The organism is Burkholderia aenigmatica (assembly GCF_048627025.1).
GTDB classification, from domain to species: Bacteria; Pseudomonadota; Gammaproteobacteria; order Burkholderiales; family Burkholderiaceae; genus Burkholderia; species Burkholderia aenigmatica.
The window spans coordinates 2839410-2857189 of the sequence record NZ_CP184468.1; the positions used below are offsets into that span (position 1 = coordinate 2839410).

A 17780-nucleotide genomic window follows, 5' to 3' on the forward strand; every position below is an offset into this window, starting at 1 on the left:
CGCGCTTGTCCTCGGATAAAATCTGGGCTAAGGATGAAAGCCGCAATTATCCGCTATTTTTCCCGTGGCGGCGCGAGCGCCGCACCACGCGTGCGCAGCCTCCCGCCCTCTTCTCATCAAGAATGATCTTCGAACGCTCCCTCCAGCGCGAGCTTGCGTATACGGCTGGCGCCGTGTTCATGGTGCTGCTCACGATCATGCTCACGACGATGATGATCCGCATCGTCGGCTACGCCGCGTCCGGTGAAATCGATCCGCGGGACGTCCTCGTGCTGATCGGCCTCACCGTGATCGGCTACCTCGCCGTGATGCTCGTCGTCACACTGTTCGTATCGATCCTGTTCGTGCTGACCCGGTGGTACCGGGACTCCGAAATGGTCGTGTGGCTCGCGTCGGGCGTGAGCCTCACGCGCCTCATCAAGCCGATCGGCGTGTTCGCCACGCCGATCGTGCTGCTGATCGCGTTCTTCGCGTTTGTCGGCTGGCCATGGTCGAACCAGCAGAGCAAGATGATCAAGGCGCGCTTCCAGCAGCGCGACGAGATCTCGCTGCTCGCGCCGGGCCAGTTCCGCGAGTCGGCCGCGAACCACCGCGTGTTCTTCATCGAGAAGATGACGCCCGACCAGAGCAAGGTGCAGAACGTGTTCGTGACCTCGACCGAGAACGGCAAGGTCAACGTGGTCGTGTCGCAGACGGGGCACACGGAAACGCGCGACGGCAGCCGCTTCGTCGTCCTGGAAGACGGCCGCCGCTACGACGGCACGCCCGGCCAGCCGAACTTCAAGATCATGGAGTTCGAGCGCTACGGCGTGAAGATCACGAGCACCCCGGTCACCAACGTGCCGAGCACCAACAGCACGCCGACGCCGGACCTGCTGCGCAATCCGACGAACGACAACCTCGCGGAATTCGCGTGGCGCGCGGGGCTGCCGCTGATCGCGATCAACCTGATGGTGCTCGGCATTCCGCTGTCATACCAGAACCCGCGCCGCAGCCGCACGATCAACCTCGTGATGGCGGTGCTGATCTACCTCACGTACTCGAACCTGCTGAACGTCGTGCAGGCGCAGATCGAGCAGGGCAAGATGTCGTTCGGCGTCGGCCTGGTCGGCCTGCATCTGGTCGTCGCGGTGATCGTCGCGTTCATCTTCTGGTTGCGCGTGCGCAATCGTCCGCTGTTTACACGCGCGCTGTTCGGCCGCTCGGGAGCATGATCGATGCGGCTCTATGAAAAGTACTTCGCGCGACAGATCTACGTCACGTTCGTCTTCATCCTGTTCGCGTTCTCGGGCCTGTTCTTCTTCTTCGACCTGATCAGCGAACTGAATTCGGTCGGGCACGGCAACTACAAGTTCGGCTACGCGGTGCTGCGCGTCGCGCTGCAGACGCCGTCGCGCTTCTACGAGATCATCCCGGTCGCCGCGCTGATCAGCGCGATCTACGTGTTCGCGCAGATGGCCGCGAACTCGGAATTCACGATCTTCCGCGTGTCGGGCCTCGCGACCAACCAGGCGTTGCGCTCGCTGCTGAAGATCGGTATCCCGCTCGTGATCGTCACCTACCTGATCGGCGAATTCGTCGGTCCGTACGCCGACCAGCTGTCCGAACGCGTGCGGCTGCAGGCGCTCGGCGCGTCGGTGTCGTCGAACTTCCAGTCGGGCGTGTGGGTGAAGGACACGCTCGCGGCCCGCGAGAACGGCGAGCAGGTCACGCGCTTCGTCAACGTCGGCAGCCTGTCGCCCGACTCGACGATCAGCAACGTGCGCATCTACGAATTCGATTCGAAATTCCAGCTGCGGAACGTGCGGATCGCGCAAACGGGCCGCTACGAGCCGCCCGGCCACTGGCTGCTGAAGGGCGTCACGGAAACGGAACTCACGCCGATCAAGCCGATCAGCGGCCAGCCGACCGACGCGCTGAACCCCGTGTACCGGTCGCAGCAGGTGTCGCTGCCCGAATACCGGCTGCGTTCGGACCTGACGCCGCAGATCCTGTCGGTGCTGCTGGTGTCGCCGGAACGCATGTCGCTCATCAACCTGTTCCGCTACATCCAGCACTTGCGCGAGAACCAGCAGGACACGCAGCGCTACGACATCGCGCTGTGGCGCAAGCTGCTGTATCCGTTCGCGGTGTTCGTGATGCTCGTGCTGTCGTTGCCGTTCGCGTACCTGCACACGCGCGCGGGCGTGGTCGGCGTGAAGGTGTTCGGTGGCATCATGCTCGGCATGAGCTTCCAGCTCCTCAATACGCTGTTCTCGCACATCGGCACGCTGAACACCTGGCCCGCGCCGCTGACGGCCGCCACGCCGGGCCTCATCTATCTCGCGCTCGGGCTGTTCGCGCTCAAGTGGGTCGACCGGCACTGAGTGCCGCGTCGCGACGGAGGCTTCGACATGAGTTCGCACGGCATCGTCCTGTTCGGCCACGGCGCCCGCGACCCACGCTGGGCCGAGCCGTTCGAGCGGCTCGCCGCGCGGCTGCGCGGCGCCCCCTCCCCCGCTGCGCACGTGTCGCTCGCGTTCCTCGAACTGATGACGCCGTCACTCGATGACGCGGTCGCCGCGCAGGTCGCGGCCGGCTGCACGCACATCACCGTGGTGCCCGTGTTCTTCGGCCAGGGCGGCCATGTCCGCCGCGACCTGCCGCAGCTCGTCGACGCCTGCCGCGCCGCGCACGCCGGCGTCGAGATCCGCTGCGCGACGGCCGTCGGCGAAGACGACGGTGTGCTCGACGCGATCGCGCGCTACTGCATCGACCAGGTCGGCGACGACGCCTGAACGAAGCATCGGCGGCCTCAAATGAAAAAAGCGCTGGCTTCTGCCAGCGCTTTTTTTTCGGACTGCGTCAGTCACCGGAACGGCGGCGTGCAATGCATCGCCACACGCCGTTCCCGCTCAGGCGGCATCGCGCAACGCGCTTCCCTCTTTTGCCTGCACGGCGCGCTCGGCAAACGCATCGCCGATCATCAGCAGGCTCGGTTCGGCCGGATCGAGCCACGCCTGCGCGTCGCCCGCCGCCATCTGCGCGAGCGTCAGCGTCAGCGTGCGCTCGCGCGCGGTGCTGCACGCCTCCACGATCGCCACCGGCGTCGCCGGCGCACGGCCGGCGTCGATCAGCTCCTGCGCGATGCCGGGCGCGCTGTCGCGGCCCATGTAGTAGACGATCGAATCGGCGCGTGCGGCTTCGCGAATCTCGTCGCTGCCCGGTGCGCGGCTGTGCGTCGCGAACGCCACGCTGCGCGACACGCCGCGCAACGTCAGCGAACGCTTCAGCGTCGCCGCGCCGGCCAGCGCCGCGGTGATGCCCGGCACGACCTCGTAGTCGATACCCGCTGCTTCCAGCGCGCGCATTTCCTCTTCCGCGCGACCGAACAGCATCGGGTCGCCGCCCTTCAGCCGCACGACGCACGCGTGCTCGCGTGCCGCATCGACGATCTGCTTGTTGATGAAGTGCTGTGCGGTCGAGCGCTGCCCGCAGCGCTTGCCGACCGCAATGCGGCGCGCGTTCGGCGCGTAGTCGAGCATCGCGGGCTCGACGAGCGCGTCGTGCAGCACGACGTCCGCCTGCGCGAGCAGCCGCGCGCCACGCACCGTGATGAGGTCGGCTGCGCCCGGCCCTGCTCCGATCAGATACACCTTGCCCATATGTGTCGCTTCGCTTGGTCCCTGCGGACGACGGCGTCCGGCCCGCGCCGCCATGAGGCGGCGCGGCTCGCCGGTTATGCCGAGAATGCCCGGATCATGCCTGCGGCGACCGTGTGGTGCGTCGCCTCGTCGATCAGCACGAACGCACCGGTACCCGGATGCGCGTCGTACGTGTCGCAAACGATCGGCTTCTGCAGCGTCAGCGCGACGCGGCCGATGTCGTTCATCTTCAGCTCGTGACGGTCGGTCGCGTGCGACAGCGTGTGCACGTCGAGCACCTGCTTGACGCCGCCGATCTTCGCGAACACCGTGCTGGTGGTCTGCTTCAGCAGGTACTTGCGCTGCGGCGACAGCGGCGTCTCGTCGAACCAGCACAGGTCGGCTTCGAGCTTCTTTGCCGGCTCGATCGGCTCGCCGGACGTGACGAACATGTCGCCGCGCGACACGTCGACGTCTTCCGCGAGGCGGATCGTCACGGCCTGGCCCGCGAACGCGTGCGGGACGGACGCGGTGCCACCCGGCACCGGCGCGACGATCTCGGCGATCGTGGCCGTGCGGTTCGACGGCAGCACGACGATCTCGTCGCCGACCTTCACTTCGCCCGACTCGATACGACCCATGTAACCGCGGAAATCGTCGGCCGAACTGCCGTCCTGACGCGCGACCCACTGCACCGGGAAGCGCAGCGCGTCATGCGCCTGCGTCTCGACCGGCAGCGATTCGAGCACGTCGAGCAGCGGCTCGCCCGCGTACCACGGCATACGCTCGCTCGCGCCGACGATGTTGTCGCCCTTCAGCGCCGACACCGGCACGAAGCGCACGTCGCTCAGGCCGAGTTGCTTCGCCAGCGTGACGTAGGCGTCGCGGATCTCGTTGAAGCGCGCTTCGCTGTAGTCGACGAGGTCCATCTTGTTGATCGCGACGATCACGTGCTGCAGCGCGAGCAGCTTGACGATCGCGCTGTGGCGCTTGGTCTGCGGCAGCAGGTCAGCCACACCGTTCTCGATCGTCACGCGCGTCGCGTCGATCAGGATGATCGCTGCGTGCGCGGTCGATGCACCCGTCACCATGTTGCGCGTGTACTGCTCGTGGCCCGGCGTGTCGGCGATGATGAACTTGCGCTTCGCGGTCGCGAAGTAGCGATACGCGACGTCGATCGTGATGCCCTGCTCGCGCTCGGCTTCGAGACCGTCGGTCAGCAGCGCGAGGTCGAGCTCGTCGCCGACCGTGCGCTTGTTCTTCGCACGCGACAGCGCGGACAGCTGGTCGGACAGCACGGCCTTGCTGTCGTACAGCAGGCGGCCGATCAGCGTGCTCTTGCCGTCGTCGACGCTGCCTGCGGTAATGAAGCGCAGCACGCCGAGGTCTTCGGTGTTCTCGATGATGCTCATGATGTGAATGTCCTCGTGTGCTTCAGAAATAACCTTGCTTCTTGCGCTGTTCCATCGCGGCTTCGGATGCCTGGTCGTCCATCCGGGTCGCGCCGCGCTCGGTGATCTCGGTCACCGCCGTCTCGGCGATGATCTTCTCGACGTCGTCCGCGTCGCTCTCGACCGGGCACGTGCAGGAAATGTCGCCGACCGTGCGGAAACGCACCTGCGCAAGCTCGCTCGCCTCGCCGTCACGCATCGGCGTGAGCGGCGTGACGGGCACGAGCAGCCCGTTGCGGCGCACGATCTCGCGCTGGTGCGCGTAATAGATCGACGGCAGTTCGAGGTTCTCGCGCGCGATGTACTGCCACACGTCGAGCTCGGTCCAGTTCGAGATCGGGAACACGCGCAGGTGCTCGCCCTTGTGCAGGCGGGCGTTGTACAGGCTCCACAGTTCCGGGCGCTGCGCCTTCGGATCCCACTGGCCGAATTCGTCGCGGAACGAGAAGATGCGTTCCTTCGCCCGCGCCTTCTCTTCGTCGCGGCGCGCACCGCCGATCAGCGCCGTGTAGCCGTGCTGCTCGATCGTCTCGAGCAGCGTGACGGCCTGCGCGGCATTGCGCGAATCGGTTTCGCGGCGCAGCACGACCGTGCCGCGCTTGATCGAATCCTCGACGTGCCCGACGACCAGCTCGGCGCCCAGCTCCTGCGCGCGGCGATCGCGGAAGTCGATCACTTCTTCGTAGTTGTGGCCCGTGTCGATGTGCACGAGCGGGAACGGCAGCGTCGTCTTGCGGTTCGCGCCGAGGCCGAATGCTTTCAGCGCCAGATGCAGCACGACGACCGAATCCTTGCCGCCCGAGAACAACAGCGCCGGCTTGCTGCATTCGGCGACCAGTTCGCGCAGGATGTGGATCGACTCGGCTTCGAGCCAGTCGAGGTGGCCCATGCGGTTGTCGGCACCGGTGGGCGGGGCAAAGGCGGATTGCTCGAGCGTCGTGCTCATGATTTCAGTCCTTCTCTTCTGGGTTCGTGCCGCCCGCTGTCGCTGGCGGCGCAATATTCAGTTTCTTGTCAGGCTTTCAGTGCGTGGCGCCGGTAACGGCTTCCGCGGGAATCGGCGTGATCGTCGTGATGTGCAGCCCGCATTCCTTCGTATCGCGCGACTCCCACCACCAGCGACCCGCGCGGCTGTCCTCGCCGGGACGGATCGCCCGCGTACACGGCTCGCAGCCGATGCTCGGGTAGCCGCGCGCATGCAGCGGATTCACCGGCACGTCAAACGCCTTGAGGTACGCCCACACGTCGCTTTCCGTCCAGTCGGCGAGCGGGTTGTACTTCGCGATCCCGCGTGCATCGTCCTGTTCTTCCTCGTGCAACTCCGCACGCGTGACCGACTGCTCGCGGCGCTGGCCCGTGACCCACGCACCGACGTCCGACAGTGCGCGGTTCAGCGGCTCGACCTTGCGGATGTGGCAGCACGACTTGCGCAGCTCGACGCTCTCGTAGAACGCGTTCAGGCCGTGCTCGGCAACGTACTGGTCGACCGCGTCCTGCTGCGGATGGAACTGCTCGATCTCGTAGCCGTAGCGCTCGCGCACGCGGTCGATCATGCCGAGCGTTTCCGCGTGCAGGCGGCCCGTATTCAGCGAGAAGATGCCGATCGACACGCCCTTCGACAGGATCGCATGCGTGAGCAGCATGTCTTCCGCCGCGAGGCTGCTCGCGAACTTCACCTGCTCATGACGGGCACCGATCTGCGCGAGCAGCGCGTCGAGGCGCTCGACCTTCGCGGCGAGTTCCGGCGTCAGCGCGGTAGCGGCGCTCATGCGCTCACCTTCGCGTCGCGCGTCGCTACGTCAGCCGCCGCGGCGCGACGGCGGAACAGCGGTTCGGGCTGGTCGAACGCACCCTGGTAACGCTGCGTGAATTCCGTGAACGCATTCAGCGCGTCGTGGATGTCCTTGTCGGCGCGCACCGCGTATGCGTCGAAGCCGCAACGCGACATGTACAGCAGCTGGTCGCGCAGCACGTCGCCGATCGCGCGCAGCTCGCCCGTCCAGCCGTGGCGCTCGCGCAGCAGGCGCGCGATGCTGTAGCCGCGGCCGTCCGCGAAGCGCGGGAAATCGACCGCGACCAGCGAAATCGCGCCGAAATCGGCCACGAGATCGGCCGGCTCGCTGTCCGGTGCGAGCCACACGCCGAGCTCGTCCTTCGTCTTCGCGGCGACGAGCGCCGCGCGCTCGGCCTGCCACAACGCGAACGGCACCAGCACCTTGCCGGCCGGCAATGCGTCGACCGCGGGCAGTGCACCGTCTTCCGCCGCGCGCACGACCTGCCATGCATCGTCGATCACTGCGCGGTTCTTGATAATCGAAGCCATCTGCTAGTTCCTTCTACCCGGTTGGTTACGCGTTCACTGCCTGGCGCGCCGCATACACGCGCTCCTTGAACGGCGCGATGCCGATGCGGTCGTACGTGTCGACGAAGCGCTCGCCGTCGATGCGCGATTCGACGAACGTGTCGATCAGCTTCGCGATCACGTCGGGCACTTCTTCCGCCGAGAACGACGGCCCGATCACGCGGCCGAGGCGCGCGCCGTTCTGGCCCGTGCCCTGCTCGCCGCCGAGCGACACCTGGTACCACTCGGCACCGTCCTTGTCGACGCCGAGGATGCCGATGTTGCCGACGTGGTGGTGACCGCACGAGTTCATGCAACCGGAAATGTTCAGCGACAGGTCGCCGAGGTCGTACACATAGTCGAGATCGTCGAAGCGCTGCTGGATCCCCAGCGCGATCGGGATCGACTTCGCGTTCGCGAGCGAGCAGAAGTCGCCGCCCGGGCACGCGATGATGTCGGTCAGGAGGCCGATGTTCGGCGTCGCGAAACCGGCGGCCTTCGCCTTTTCCCACACCGCGAACAGGTCGCGCTTCTTCACGTTCGCGAGGATCAGGTTCTGCTCGTGCGACACGCGCAGCTCGCCGAACGAGTACGCATCGGCCCAGTCGGCCACCTGTTCCATCTGCTTGTCGGTCGCGTCGCCCGGCGCCGCGCGATGATCCTTCAGCGACAGCGTGACGGCCGCGTAGCCGGCCACCTTGTGCGGCGCGACGTTACGCTCGACCCAGCGCGCGAACGCCTTGTTCTCGAGCAGATGCTGTTCGAACGATGCGTCGGTGTCGGCCAGCTTCTCGTAGGCCGGCGGCTGGAAGTACTGCGACACGCGATCGACTTCCGCCTGCGTGAGCGTCGACGGGCCGTCCTTCAGGTGCTGCCACTCTTCCTCGACCTGCTGCGCGAACTTCGCGGGCGACAGCGCCTTCACGAGGATCTTGATGCGCGCCTTGTACAGGTTGTCGCGGCGGCCGTAGCGGTTGTACACGCGCAGCACGGCTTCGCAGTAGGTCAGCAGGTGCTGCCACGGCAGGTCTTCCTTGATCACCGCGCCGATGATCGGCGTGCGGCCGAGGCCGCCGCCCGCGAGGATGCTCGCGACCACTTCGCCCTGCGCATTCTTCTTCAGGTACACGCCGAGGTCGTGGATCTGCACGGCCGCGCGGTCGTCCTTCGAGCCCGACACGGCGATCTTGAACTTGCGCGGCAGCCACAGGAATTCGGGATGGAACGTCGACCACTGGCGCAGGATTTCCGACCACGGACGCGGATCGATCTCCTCGTCCTGCGCGACGCCGGCGAACTGGTCGGCCGTGATGTTGCGGATGCAGTTGCCCGACGTCTGGATCGCGTGCATCTGCACCGACGCGAGCTTCGCGAGGATTTCGGGCGTGTCTTCCAGCTCGACCCAGTTGAACTGGATGTTCGAGCGGGTCGAGAAGTGACCGTAGCCGCGGTCGTGTTCGCGGGCGATGCGCGCCAGCATCCGGAGCTGGTCGCTGCGCAGGTTGCCGTAAGGAATCGCGATGCGGTGCATGTACGCGTGGCGCTGCATGTACAGGCCGTTCTGCAGGCGCAGCGGACGGAATTCGTCTTCGCTCAACTCGCCCGACAGCCGGCGGCGCACCTGATCGCGGTACTGCGCGACACGCTCGTCGACGATCGTCTGGTCGTATTGGTCGTACTGATACATTCGGGGACCCCAGGGTTTTCGTGGTGACCGCGCGACGTCCTAGCCACGTCGCGCCCGAATCTCCGTTCCGCCGTCACCGCCGCCATCCGCTGCCGGGTGGATTGCTAATGACGAAAACAGATATCCATATTTGAAAAACTCCGGTGAATCGTAATAAACTCGCCTTATATTTCAAACGACTAAAAAATTCTGTTGATATGCGGAAGGGTTATAAATGAACCTGCACCAATTTCGCTTCGTGCGCGAGGCCGTCCGGCAGAATTTCAACCTCACCGAGGCCGCGAAGGCGCTCTACACGTCGCAACCGGGGGTATCGAAGGCGATCATCGAGCTCGAGGACGAGCTGGGCGTGGAGATCTTCACGCGGCACGGCAAGCGCGTGCGCTCGCTCACCGAGCCGGGCCGGATCATCCTCGCGTCGGTCGAGCGGATCCTCCAGGAGGTTGAAAGCCTTAAAAGGGTCGGGAAGGATTATGCAGCCCAGGATCAGGGCAACCTGACCATCGCCGCGACCCACACGCAGGCCCGCTACTCGCTGCCGGCCGCGATCGCCGAATTCAAGAAGCGCTTCCCGAAGGTGCACCTGTCGATCCTGCAGGGCAGCCCGACGCAGGTGGCCGAGATGGTGATCCACGATCAGGCCGATCTCGCGATCGCGACCGAGGCGATTTCCGACTACAAGGAGCTCGTGTCGCTGCCCTGCTTCCAGTGGCACCACGCGGCCGTCGTGCCGGCCGACCATCCGCTGCTCGAACGCAAGCCGGTCACGCTCGACGATCTCGCGCAATACCCGCTGATCACGTACGACGACGCGTTCGCCGGCCGCAAGAAGATCAACCATGCGTTCGCACTGCGCGGGCTGTCGCCGGACATCGTGCTCGAGGCGATCGACGCCGACGTGATCAAGACCTACGTCGAACTCGGCCTCGGCGTCGGCATCATGGCCGACATCGCGTTCAACCCGGAGCGCGACCGCAACCTGCGGCTGATCCCGGTCGGCCACCTGTTCGGCAGCAACGTGACGCGCGTCGCGCTCAAGCAGGGCGCCTACCTGCGCAGCTATGTGTATACGTTGGTCGAACTGCTGTCGCCGACGCTGAACCGCAAGCTGATCGAACAGGCGCTCAAGGGCGAATCCGAATCGTACGAACTCTGAGCGGCGTGTATAAACACGGGGGCGCACATCGCGCCCCTTTTTGCTGTCCGACGGAGCATTCCGCATGACGCGTCCCGCCCTGCCACCCCTTCCCGCTCTGCTGCGCCGCGCCGCCGGTGTCGCCCTCGCGCTCGCCTGCGTGGCCGCGCAGGCCGACCTGAAGGTCGGCGTCGACCTGTCGTCGACCGGCCCGGCCGCCGCGATCGGCATCACGAGCAAGAACGCGATCCTGATGTGGCCGAAGACGATCGCCGGGCAGCCCGTGCAGGTGACGGTGCTCGACGATGCGTCCGATCCCGGCACCGCGGTGCGCAACATCCGCAAGCTGGTGGACGAGGATCACGTCGACGTCGTGGTCGGCCCGAACATCACCCCGGCCGCGCTCGCGGCGCTCGATGCGGTGGCCACCGGGCAGACGCCGATGATCACGCTGGTCGGTTCCGGCGCAATCGTCGAGCCGCAGGAAGGCGCGCGAACCTGGGCGTTCAAGATGGCGCAGAGCGACAGCGCGATGGCCGACGTGATGACGCGCTATATGGCGAACCACGGTGTGAAGACGGTCGGCTTCATCGGCTTCGCGGACAGCTACGGCGACAGCTGGCTGAACGAGTTCACGCGTTTCGCGGACCTGCGCAAGATCCGCGTCATCGCGACCGAGCGCTTCAACCGCACCGACGCGAGCGTCACGGGCCAGGCGCTGAAGCTGATCGCGGCAAAGCCCGACGCAATCCTGATCGCGGGCTCGGGCACGCCTGCCGTGCTGCCGCAGCGCACGCTGATCGAACGCGGCTACAAGGGCCCGATCTATCAGACACACGGGATCGCGACGCCGGAATTCATCAAGCTTGGCGGCAAGGACGTCGACGGGACGCTGTTCCCGACCCAACCGGTGGTCGTCGCACGCACGCTGCCGGCCGATCATCCGGCCCGCAAGGCCGCGCTCGCGTTCGTCGACGCGTACGAGGCGAAGTATGGCGCCGGCACGGTCACGCAGTTCGCGGGCGACGCGGCGGGTGTCTATCCGCGCCTCGCCGACGCGGTCGGCCGCGCGCTGAAGGCCGCGCAGCCCGGCACGCCCGCGTTCCGCGCGGCGCTGCGGCGCGAGCTGGAACGCGCGCACGAGCTCGTCGTGCCGAACGGCGTCGTCAACACGAGCGACAAGGATCATGTGGGGCTCGATCAGCGCGCGAGCGTGATGGGAATCGTCAAACAGGGCCGATTCGTCTACCTGAGCCAGTGACGTGTGCCGCCGGCAACCGGGCAGCTTGCCCGGCGGCGGGATTTCGGACATAATCCGCGTTTCGCCGCGCACAATCGCATGCGCGGCCAGGATCAAGCCCAGGTGGTGAAATTGGTAGACGCAGGGGACTCAAAATCCCCCGCCGCAAGGCGTGCCGGTTCGATTCCGGCCCTGGGCACCAGAAAAGAAGCGTAAGAGAATCAAGAACTTGCGCGATGCCTTCCCCAAGGAGGCAGCAGAAGACTGAAGCAGCAAACACCTCCTGTGCCAAAAGGGTGTGCCAGAACAGAGCCCCGTGTCAGCGACGACCGGGGCTTTTTCTTTGGTCCTTCGTGGATTTCCGGAGAACGCGGGGCAGCGTGTCATGACTTGCATCCGCAACTCGCGTCCCGTTCCGGCAGCGCGCGCATCGGCAACCGAAGGGATCGACCTGCCTTGATCCTGCCCGCGACGGCAATTCACGATGCTGGCGACAACTTCGGCGTCTTGTGCAGCTCGGCCCAGTAGCCATTTATCTGGTCGTCGGGCACATTGAAGCGCTTCAACCATGCCTCTGCTGCCACGCAAGTATCGAGCAACGGGGCGGTGCTGTTGATCGTACCGCGTTGCAGAATGTCGGACTTCTCGGCCACGATCGAGCACAGCGCGTGATTGAGCAGCACGTACGCGGCGGGCGGTCCCGGAGGGCTATCAACAGTTCCAGCCCCTTTTTACTCGTGACCGACCGCTCCCGCATGCAGGGGAAACTTCCACCTTTCGCACTATCATTAAAGCCTTCAACACGATGCAGAACGACTCAATCCCTTATCAGGAAACGGATTCCGGTGATTGAGGCAATGTGAAGGTGCGGCCACGTTGTTAAATGGCTGCTGAGGGTTGTAACACCCATCGAAGCCTCCATGGCACATGGCTAAGCGCGATGCGGTGCCCGGTACTTAGCCACACGCTCGATTGCCTCCGTCTCCCATCGGCCAACGCGCATTGCCTCCTCCAGCATACCGAGCGTCAGCGGCACCAACTCCGGATCGCGATACCTGGAAGAGAACAGCCCGAGAATCGACCGAACCACGTCAAGGGTGTCGGGGCCGATGTAACGCTTGTACGGGAAGTTCTCCACGTCGATGCCGAATGTCTCGGCCCACTTGTCGATGAATTCGATCGCGTCGATTCCGGTAATACGAAGGTCCTCTTCCATCCGGCTATCGCGCGTCAGCTTCAGCGGGCCGCCAAAGATTGGCCGTCCTAGCTCTTCACGGGCGAACGCCTCAAGCCGCTCCCACGTTCCGTCTGTCATGTCACAACACCCTGTCTTCCGGCTTCACGATGCCGTTGTAGACCTGCACCGTATTCCACGTGACGATTGCCGCATCGGTCGCCAGCATGACGGTTCCGACCACCGGCACCGCGCGCCCCACGAACGCCCCGAGATTGCGCGTCATCGCAATTCGCAATCCGCCTACACCAGCCTTCGTGATGGTCGGCAGCCGCATACCGATATTGAACGGCAAAAGTTTGCGAGCGGCCATCGACACGACAGACGTGCCGGCAACCGCGCCGCGCAGCTTGCCCGGCACGGGAACGTCGTTTTGCCCTAGCAGGATGCCGGCAGCGGCAGCAAGATCGCTGAAACCAAACCGCTTGCAAAGTTGGTCGGCCGCGACCCAGAAAAACAAATCGACCGGTTGAAGATTGGTATGCCCGTTGTACGAATAGCGATTGTCCGCCATACAGCTCTCAAGATTGTTTGAATGAGCGCCGAGATTACCAGAATCGCAAAGTCCTCTTTTTATCACCGAGCCGAACCCGGGATGGGCCGTTAGATGAACAATCACGCTCTCGGACTGCCGGGCGCGATGAAGGCCGGACCGATTGCAGCATCCAGCAGCCAATGCATGACCTCGGCAGCAGTGAGTTCGGCGCCGTTGTCCGACCGTATGAACGCAGGCTTGCCGTACAGCCGCATGAGTCGCGATAGCGTCAGGATCACATCCTTCGATGTCTAGGCTGGCAACGGCCTCGATTGCCCGACACTCGCGGGTGGACTCATCGACCACACTTAGCATCTTCAACGCCCGGCCATCCACCAGTTGATCGCGCAGGAAGTCGTAACACTTCGCATAGGTTAACGCCTGGCTTGGCGATTCATTGCGGATACCAAGTCTGGTCCTCTACTGCTATGCCACATGCATATTGACGACTCCTTTAAATGATTTCCGAAGTTAGCTTTCCTTACTAGATACAGCCCCCCCTGCAACCTCAGTTTATAGTGCTAGCTCTTGTAGTGGCACCTTGCATTGCGAGCCGCGGTTTCCATATATCGCCAGCGCTTCGACGTAGCCACATGTACAGGTACAGGAGCTTTCTGCGACTTTTTCCTAGATGGAGTTTTCGATGTCCGAACTACCGCGTACTGATTGGGGACAAATTCGAGACGTTCTTGCGGCTGCAGTGAATTTTTGCGAGCAATTGGAGGCACTCGGCTATTCCGAGAGCTCGCGGACCCGATCGGCTCTTGTGAATGGGAAAAATGTATCCGTTTTCGAGGTAGTAACGAGTGCGTGGACACTTGCCGAAGCGACGCGCTACACCGTAATACGATCACGACACGATGCAAACAACGACTTGTCCTATGTACCGGAAGCCGCACGGATCCTTGCCGCCGCTACAAGTGTTTGTGCGGAACTCGTTCATAGCGGCGGAAAGGTAGACGCGAATGTTGCGGTAGAACGTCTCAAGACGTGGCTCAATGCCGAAGGGGTCGAGGCCTTGAAAACGACGCTTGGCGAGCCGTGAATCGCCACGATCGGCGCAGCTATGACTCAAGTGCACCACGCCCAGCACAACCAGTCTGGCGTGACACGGCGGTCGTACAAAGTAAAGCTTCCACCGCCCCTAACTGCCTGCACCGAACAAAATTTGCCCCACCCTGCTGGCTGAAATCCGGCGACGGCAGAATCGAATGCCGCTGCATTCGCCTCTGCTCGCGCGCGGTTGCGCTTCTTGCTGCTCATGTTGCTGTGCTTGAATAGCCAGCTCTTGTTCGCAATTTCGTCGACGTGGCAGTAATGCGTGAGCCGATCCAACAGACCGCCGCTATCTTCCCGATCCGCGTTTCGCCGCACACAATCGCATGCGCGGCCAGGATCAAGCCCAGATGGTGAAATTGGTAGACGCTGGGGACTCAAAATCCCCCGCCGCACGGCGGGCCGGTTGGATTCCGGCCCTGCCACCAGCATTCTCGCGGCGTGACACGCTGCGCCTCCCGAAACCCGCGCAAGCTCGTCGCTCCGCAGTTTTTTGCCGCCCGCGTCGCAACGCGTACCCCCACGCAGCAGTCCAAGCATCATGAGGATGCGCGACACGGAGGCACGCCATGTCCATGTGCACGATTTCATCTCCGCTCTGCCGCCGCGTGCTCGCCGTGGCGCTGTCGCTCATGCTGGCCGGATGCGACATCCTGACCGCGCCGCCGGTGCCTGACTGGCCGGGCCCGCACGCGCCCTACCCGTTCCCGGACAGCATTCCGCATCGCACCGAATGAATGGACGAGACGGCCGCGCCAGCTCAGACCATCAACGCCCGCACGAAGTCGAGAAACACGCGCACCTTCGCCGAAACGAGATTGGACGCGTGGTGATACGCGTAGAGCGGAAACGTCTCGTCCGCCCACGCCGGCAACAACAGCACCAGCCGCCCGTCGGCAAGGATGTCGCGCGCATAGAGTTCCAACAGCTGTGCGATCCCCGCGCCGCCCAGGCACGCGCCGAGCAGCATGCCCGTATCGTTGACCATCAGCCGGCCGGCCGCATCGAACGGCACCACCTCCTTGCCGCGATGGAATTCCCATTCGAATGGCCGCCCCGTCACCGGATCGCGGATCAGCACGCAACGATGCCCATCCGCGAGATCCCGCGGGTGCCGCGGCTCGCCATGACGCGCGACATAGGCCGCCGACGCGCAGGTGAGCACGCGCGTTTCCAGCAGCAACCGCGCACGGTATGAGGACGGCTCCGGAATACCGAACCGCACCGCCACGTCGAACCCGTCGGCGACGAGGTCGCCCATCCGGTCGCGCACGCTGATCTCGACGGACAGGTCGGGAAAGCGGTCGAGAAACGCCGCCATCTTCGGCGCCAGCACGTAGTGACCGAAAGTCGCGTCGACGTTGACGCGCAACCGCCCCCTGACACGCGCCTTCGACTGGCCGGCGTCGATCGCCGCCTCCTCGATGCCGGCCAGCAGCGGCGCGACCGCCTCATAGAAGCGCCGCCCTTCGTCGGTCAGCGTGATCGCGCGCGCCGTGCGGTTGAAGATCCGGATGCCGACGCGCTCTTCCAGCCGGGCGACGGCGCGGCTCACTGCCGGCTGCGTCAACCCCATCGCCTCGCCGGCGCGCGCGAAGGTGCCGGCCTCGATCACCGCCGAGAGCACGCCGATGCCGCTCAAAAGTCTGCTGTCGAATGCCATGAGACATACTTTCAGTCATTCTTGATCTGATCATTATTCATTATTTTTATTGAACAAGGGCGCCTACATTAGTCCTGTCGCCGGATCGCACGGCACTCACGAATCAAGGAGCAGGACATGAGCACATCGGAACAGGTCGCCCTCGTCACGGGCTCGTCGCGCGGCATCGGCGCGGAAATCGCCCGCCGTCTCGCCCGCGACGGTTTCAGGGTCGTCGTGAACTACGCCGGCGGCGCCGGCCCCGCGCAGGAAGTGGTCGACGCGATCGTCGCCAGTGGCGGCACAGCCGTCGCGGTACAGGCGGACGTCGCCGATCCGGCGGCCGTGGCCGCCCTGTTCGACGCGGCCGAGCAGGCATTCGGCCGGATCGACGTGGTCGTCAACAGCGCGGGCGTGATGAAGCTCGCCCCCCTTGCCGAGTTCGACGACGCAGCGTTCGACCAGACCGTCGCGATCAACCTGAAGGGGGCGTTCAACGTCAGCCGAGAGGCGGCGAAGCGCGTGCGCGACGGCGGCCGCATCGTCAACCTGACATCGAGCGTGATCGGCATGCGCCTGCCGACCTACGGCGTGTACATCGCGACCAAGGCGGCCGTCGAGGGCATGACGCAGGTGCTCGCGCAGGAAATGCGCGGCCGCGGCATCAGCGTGAACGCGGTCGCGCCGGGGCCGGTCGCGACCGCGTTGTTCCTGCATGGCAAAAGCGCCGAACTCGTCGACCGGATGGCGAAGATGAACCCGCTGGAGCGGCTCGGCCAGCCCGCGGACATCGCCAGCGTCGTCGCGTTCCTCGCCGGCCCCGACGGCGCATGGGTCAACGGCCAGATCCTGCGCGCGAACGGCGGCATGTGCTGACCGGCCGCCTGCCCCGCCTGCCTCTTACCGGAGATCGATCATGAAGGAAGTCATCCTCGTCACGGGCGCGTCCAGCGGCTTTGGCCTGCTGACGGCCCAGGCACTCGCCCGCGCCGGCCATACCGTGTACGCGTCGATGCGCGAAAGCACCGGCCGCAACGCACCGCGCGTCGCAGCCATCGTCGCCTACGCGCAGGAGCACGGCGTCGACCTGCGCACCGTCGAGCTCGATGTCGGTGACGACGCGTCCGTCGGTGCCGCCATCGATCGCGTGATCGCGGACACCAGCCGCCTCGACGTCATCGTCCACAATGCCGGCCACATGGTGTTCGGCCCGGCCGAAGCGTTCACGCCCGAGCAGATCGCCCAGCTCTACGACATCAACGTCGTGTCGACCCAGCGCGTCAACCGCGCGGCGCTGCCGCACCTGCGCCGCCAGGGCCGCGGCCTGCTCGTCTGGGTATCGTCGTCGTCCGCGCGCGGCGGTACGCCGCCGTTCCTCGCCCCCTACTTCGCCGCGAAAGCCGCGATGGATTCGCTCGCGGTGTCCTATGCGGCCGAACTCGCCCGCTGGGGCATCGAGACGTCGATCGTCGTGCCGGGCGCCTTCACCCAGGGCACGAATCACTTCGCCCACGCAGGCAAGCCGGCCGATGCAGCCGTTCAGGCCGCCTACGACGACGGCCCCTATGCGGGCGTCGCCGAGCAGGCGCTGCAGGGCCTCGCCGCGCTCGAACCGGCGGACGCCGATGCCGGTACCGTCGCGATGGCGATTGCCGACATCGTCGCCACGCCAGCCGGCAAGCGCCCGTACCGCGTGTTCGTCGATCCGTCGCAAGACGGCGCGGAGGAGGTGTTCCGCGTCGGCGATCGCATCCGCCGCGAGATGTTCAGGAACATCGGCCTCGCCGACCTGCTCGCGGCCCGCGTCGCCGGCTGATCCGCTGCGCGCCGGACACG

The 17780-nt window shown here is 65.2% G+C and carries 18 protein-coding genes, 2 tRNA genes and 2 pseudogenes; 11 read left to right on the forward strand and 11 right to left on the reverse strand.

Features of this window, described 5'->3' with window-relative positions:
• The first annotated feature begins 122 nt into the window (after positions 1 to 122).
• The 3 genes from lptF to ACN8ZM_RS13295 are packed head-to-tail and all read left to right on the forward strand — an operon-like array spanning position 123 to position 2777.
• A complete protein-coding gene (gene lptF / locus ACN8ZM_RS13285) occupies positions 123 to 1214 on the forward strand; it encodes an LPS export ABC transporter permease LptF (protein WP_043189868.1) in 1092 nt (363 codons plus the stop codon).
• 3 nt (positions 1215 to 1217) lie between these two features.
• Positions 1218 to 2366, forward strand: a complete 1149-nt coding sequence (gene lptG, locus ACN8ZM_RS13290; RefSeq protein ID WP_043189871.1) for an LPS export ABC transporter permease LptG — start codon at positions 1218 to 1220, stop codon at positions 2364 to 2366.
• A 27-nt stretch (positions 2367 to 2393) separates the two neighbouring features.
• Entirely contained in the window at positions 2394 to 2777 is a 384-nt protein-coding gene (locus ACN8ZM_RS13295; protein ID WP_420210111.1) for a sirohydrochlorin chelatase, read from the forward strand.
• A gap of 117 nt (positions 2778 to 2894) precedes the next feature.
• Here ACN8ZM_RS13295 and cobA read toward each other — a convergent pair whose 3' ends face one another.
• From cobA to ACN8ZM_RS13325, 6 genes are all read right to left on the reverse strand, one after another.
• Positions 2895 to 3644 carry a uroporphyrinogen-III C-methyltransferase gene (gene cobA, locus ACN8ZM_RS13300; protein WP_043189876.1) on the reverse strand — a complete coding sequence of 250 codons (750 nt, stop codon included), beginning with the start codon at positions 3642 to 3644 and terminating at the stop codon, positions 2895 to 2897.
• A 74-nt stretch (positions 3645 to 3718) separates the two neighbouring features.
• The gene (locus tag ACN8ZM_RS13305; protein WP_043189879.1) at positions 3719 to 5035 is read right to left on the reverse strand and encodes a sulfate adenylyltransferase subunit 1; all 1317 of its coding nucleotides are present in this window, start codon (positions 5033 to 5035) and stop codon (positions 3719 to 3721) included.
• Positions 5036 to 5057: 22 nt separating this feature from the next.
• Positions 5058 to 6020, reverse strand: coding sequence for a sulfate adenylyltransferase subunit CysD (gene cysD, locus ACN8ZM_RS13310; RefSeq protein ID WP_089451130.1), 963 nt, complete (start codon positions 6018 to 6020; stop codon positions 5058 to 5060).
• A gap of 76 nt (positions 6021 to 6096) precedes the next feature.
• Positions 6097 to 6843, reverse strand: a complete 747-nt coding sequence (locus ACN8ZM_RS13315) for a phosphoadenylyl-sulfate reductase (protein WP_420210112.1) — start codon at positions 6841 to 6843, stop codon at positions 6097 to 6099.
• On the reverse strand, positions 6840 to 7397 hold the full coding sequence (locus ACN8ZM_RS13320) for a DUF934 domain-containing protein (protein ID WP_089451132.1): 558 nt from the start codon (positions 7395 to 7397) through the stop codon (positions 6840 to 6842). The genes ACN8ZM_RS13315 and ACN8ZM_RS13320 overlap by 4 nt, the downstream gene beginning before the upstream one ends.
• A gap of 25 nt (positions 7398 to 7422) precedes the next feature.
• On the reverse strand, positions 7423 to 9102 hold the full coding sequence (locus ACN8ZM_RS13325) for a nitrite/sulfite reductase (RefSeq protein ID WP_043189889.1): 1680 nt from the start codon (positions 9100 to 9102) through the stop codon (positions 7423 to 7425).
• Between the two features lie 214 nt (positions 9103 to 9316).
• Here ACN8ZM_RS13325 and ACN8ZM_RS13330 point away from each other — a divergent pair, with 214 nt between their 5' ends.
• The 3 genes from ACN8ZM_RS13330 (at position 9317) to ACN8ZM_RS13340 (ending at position 11679) form a co-directional block, all read left to right on the forward strand.
• Positions 9317 to 10258, forward strand: a complete 942-nt coding sequence (locus tag ACN8ZM_RS13330) for a CysB family HTH-type transcriptional regulator (protein ID WP_014896306.1) — start codon at positions 9317 to 9319, stop codon at positions 10256 to 10258.
• Positions 10259 to 10322: 64 nt separating this feature from the next.
• The gene (locus ACN8ZM_RS13335) at positions 10323 to 11498 is read left to right on the forward strand and encodes an ABC transporter substrate-binding protein (RefSeq protein ID WP_043189896.1); all 1176 of its coding nucleotides are present in this window, start codon (positions 10323 to 10325) and stop codon (positions 11496 to 11498) included.
• Positions 11499 to 11594: 96 nt separating this feature from the next.
• Positions 11595 to 11679 (forward strand) — tRNA-Leu (locus tag ACN8ZM_RS13340).
• A gap of 277 nt (positions 11680 to 11956) precedes the next feature.
• Here the strand turns inward: ACN8ZM_RS13340 and ACN8ZM_RS13345 are convergent.
• The 4 genes and pseudogenes from ACN8ZM_RS13345 to ACN8ZM_RS13360 all read right to left on the reverse strand — a co-directional run.
• Positions 11957 to 12184: pseudogene (locus tag ACN8ZM_RS13345) on the reverse strand (type VI immunity family protein); the annotation flags it as partial.
• 224 nt (positions 12185 to 12408) lie between these two features.
• Positions 12409 to 12792 (reverse strand): DUF1493 family protein, encoded by a 384-nt coding sequence (locus ACN8ZM_RS13350; RefSeq protein WP_420210113.1) that lies wholly within the window; start codon positions 12790 to 12792, stop codon positions 12409 to 12411.
• 1 nt (position 12793) lies between these two features.
• Entirely contained in the window at positions 12794 to 13225 is a 432-nt protein-coding gene (locus tag ACN8ZM_RS13355; protein WP_420210114.1) for an STM2901 family protein, read from the reverse strand.
• A gap of 110 nt (positions 13226 to 13335) precedes the next feature.
• A pseudogene (locus ACN8ZM_RS13360) lies at positions 13336 to 13606 on the reverse strand (DDE-type integrase/transposase/recombinase); the annotation flags it as partial.
• Between the two features lie 283 nt (positions 13607 to 13889).
• On the opposite strand from ACN8ZM_RS13360, the gene ACN8ZM_RS13365 reads away from it, so the two are divergent.
• The 3 genes from ACN8ZM_RS13365 to ACN8ZM_RS13375 all read left to right on the forward strand — a co-directional run bounded on the left by ACN8ZM_RS13365 (position 13890) and on the right by ACN8ZM_RS13375 (position 15039).
• Positions 13890 to 14291, forward strand: coding sequence for a hypothetical protein (locus ACN8ZM_RS13365; RefSeq protein ID WP_420210115.1), 402 nt, complete (start codon positions 13890 to 13892; stop codon positions 14289 to 14291).
• A gap of 353 nt (positions 14292 to 14644) precedes the next feature.
• Positions 14645 to 14726 (forward strand) — tRNA-Leu (locus ACN8ZM_RS13370).
• A gap of 145 nt (positions 14727 to 14871) precedes the next feature.
• Positions 14872 to 15039, forward strand: coding sequence for a hypothetical protein (locus ACN8ZM_RS13375; RefSeq protein WP_420210116.1), 168 nt, complete (start codon positions 14872 to 14874; stop codon positions 15037 to 15039).
• A 23-nt stretch (positions 15040 to 15062) separates the two neighbouring features.
• On the opposite strand, the gene ACN8ZM_RS13380 is transcribed toward ACN8ZM_RS13375, so the two are convergent.
• Positions 15063 to 15965: a LysR family transcriptional regulator gene (locus ACN8ZM_RS13380; RefSeq protein WP_420210117.1), complete on the reverse strand. Its 903-nt coding sequence runs from the start codon at positions 15963 to 15965 to the stop codon at positions 15063 to 15065.
• Between the two features lie 117 nt (positions 15966 to 16082).
• Here ACN8ZM_RS13380 and ACN8ZM_RS13385 point away from each other — a divergent pair, with 117 nt between their 5' ends.
• Entirely contained in the window at positions 16083 to 16820 is a 738-nt protein-coding gene (locus ACN8ZM_RS13385; RefSeq protein WP_420210118.1) for an SDR family oxidoreductase, read from the forward strand.
• A 40-nt stretch (positions 16821 to 16860) separates the two neighbouring features.
• A complete protein-coding gene (locus ACN8ZM_RS13390) occupies positions 16861 to 17760 on the forward strand; it encodes an SDR family oxidoreductase (protein ID WP_420210119.1) in 900 nt (299 codons plus the stop codon).
• Positions 17761 to 17780 lie beyond the last annotated feature (20 nt).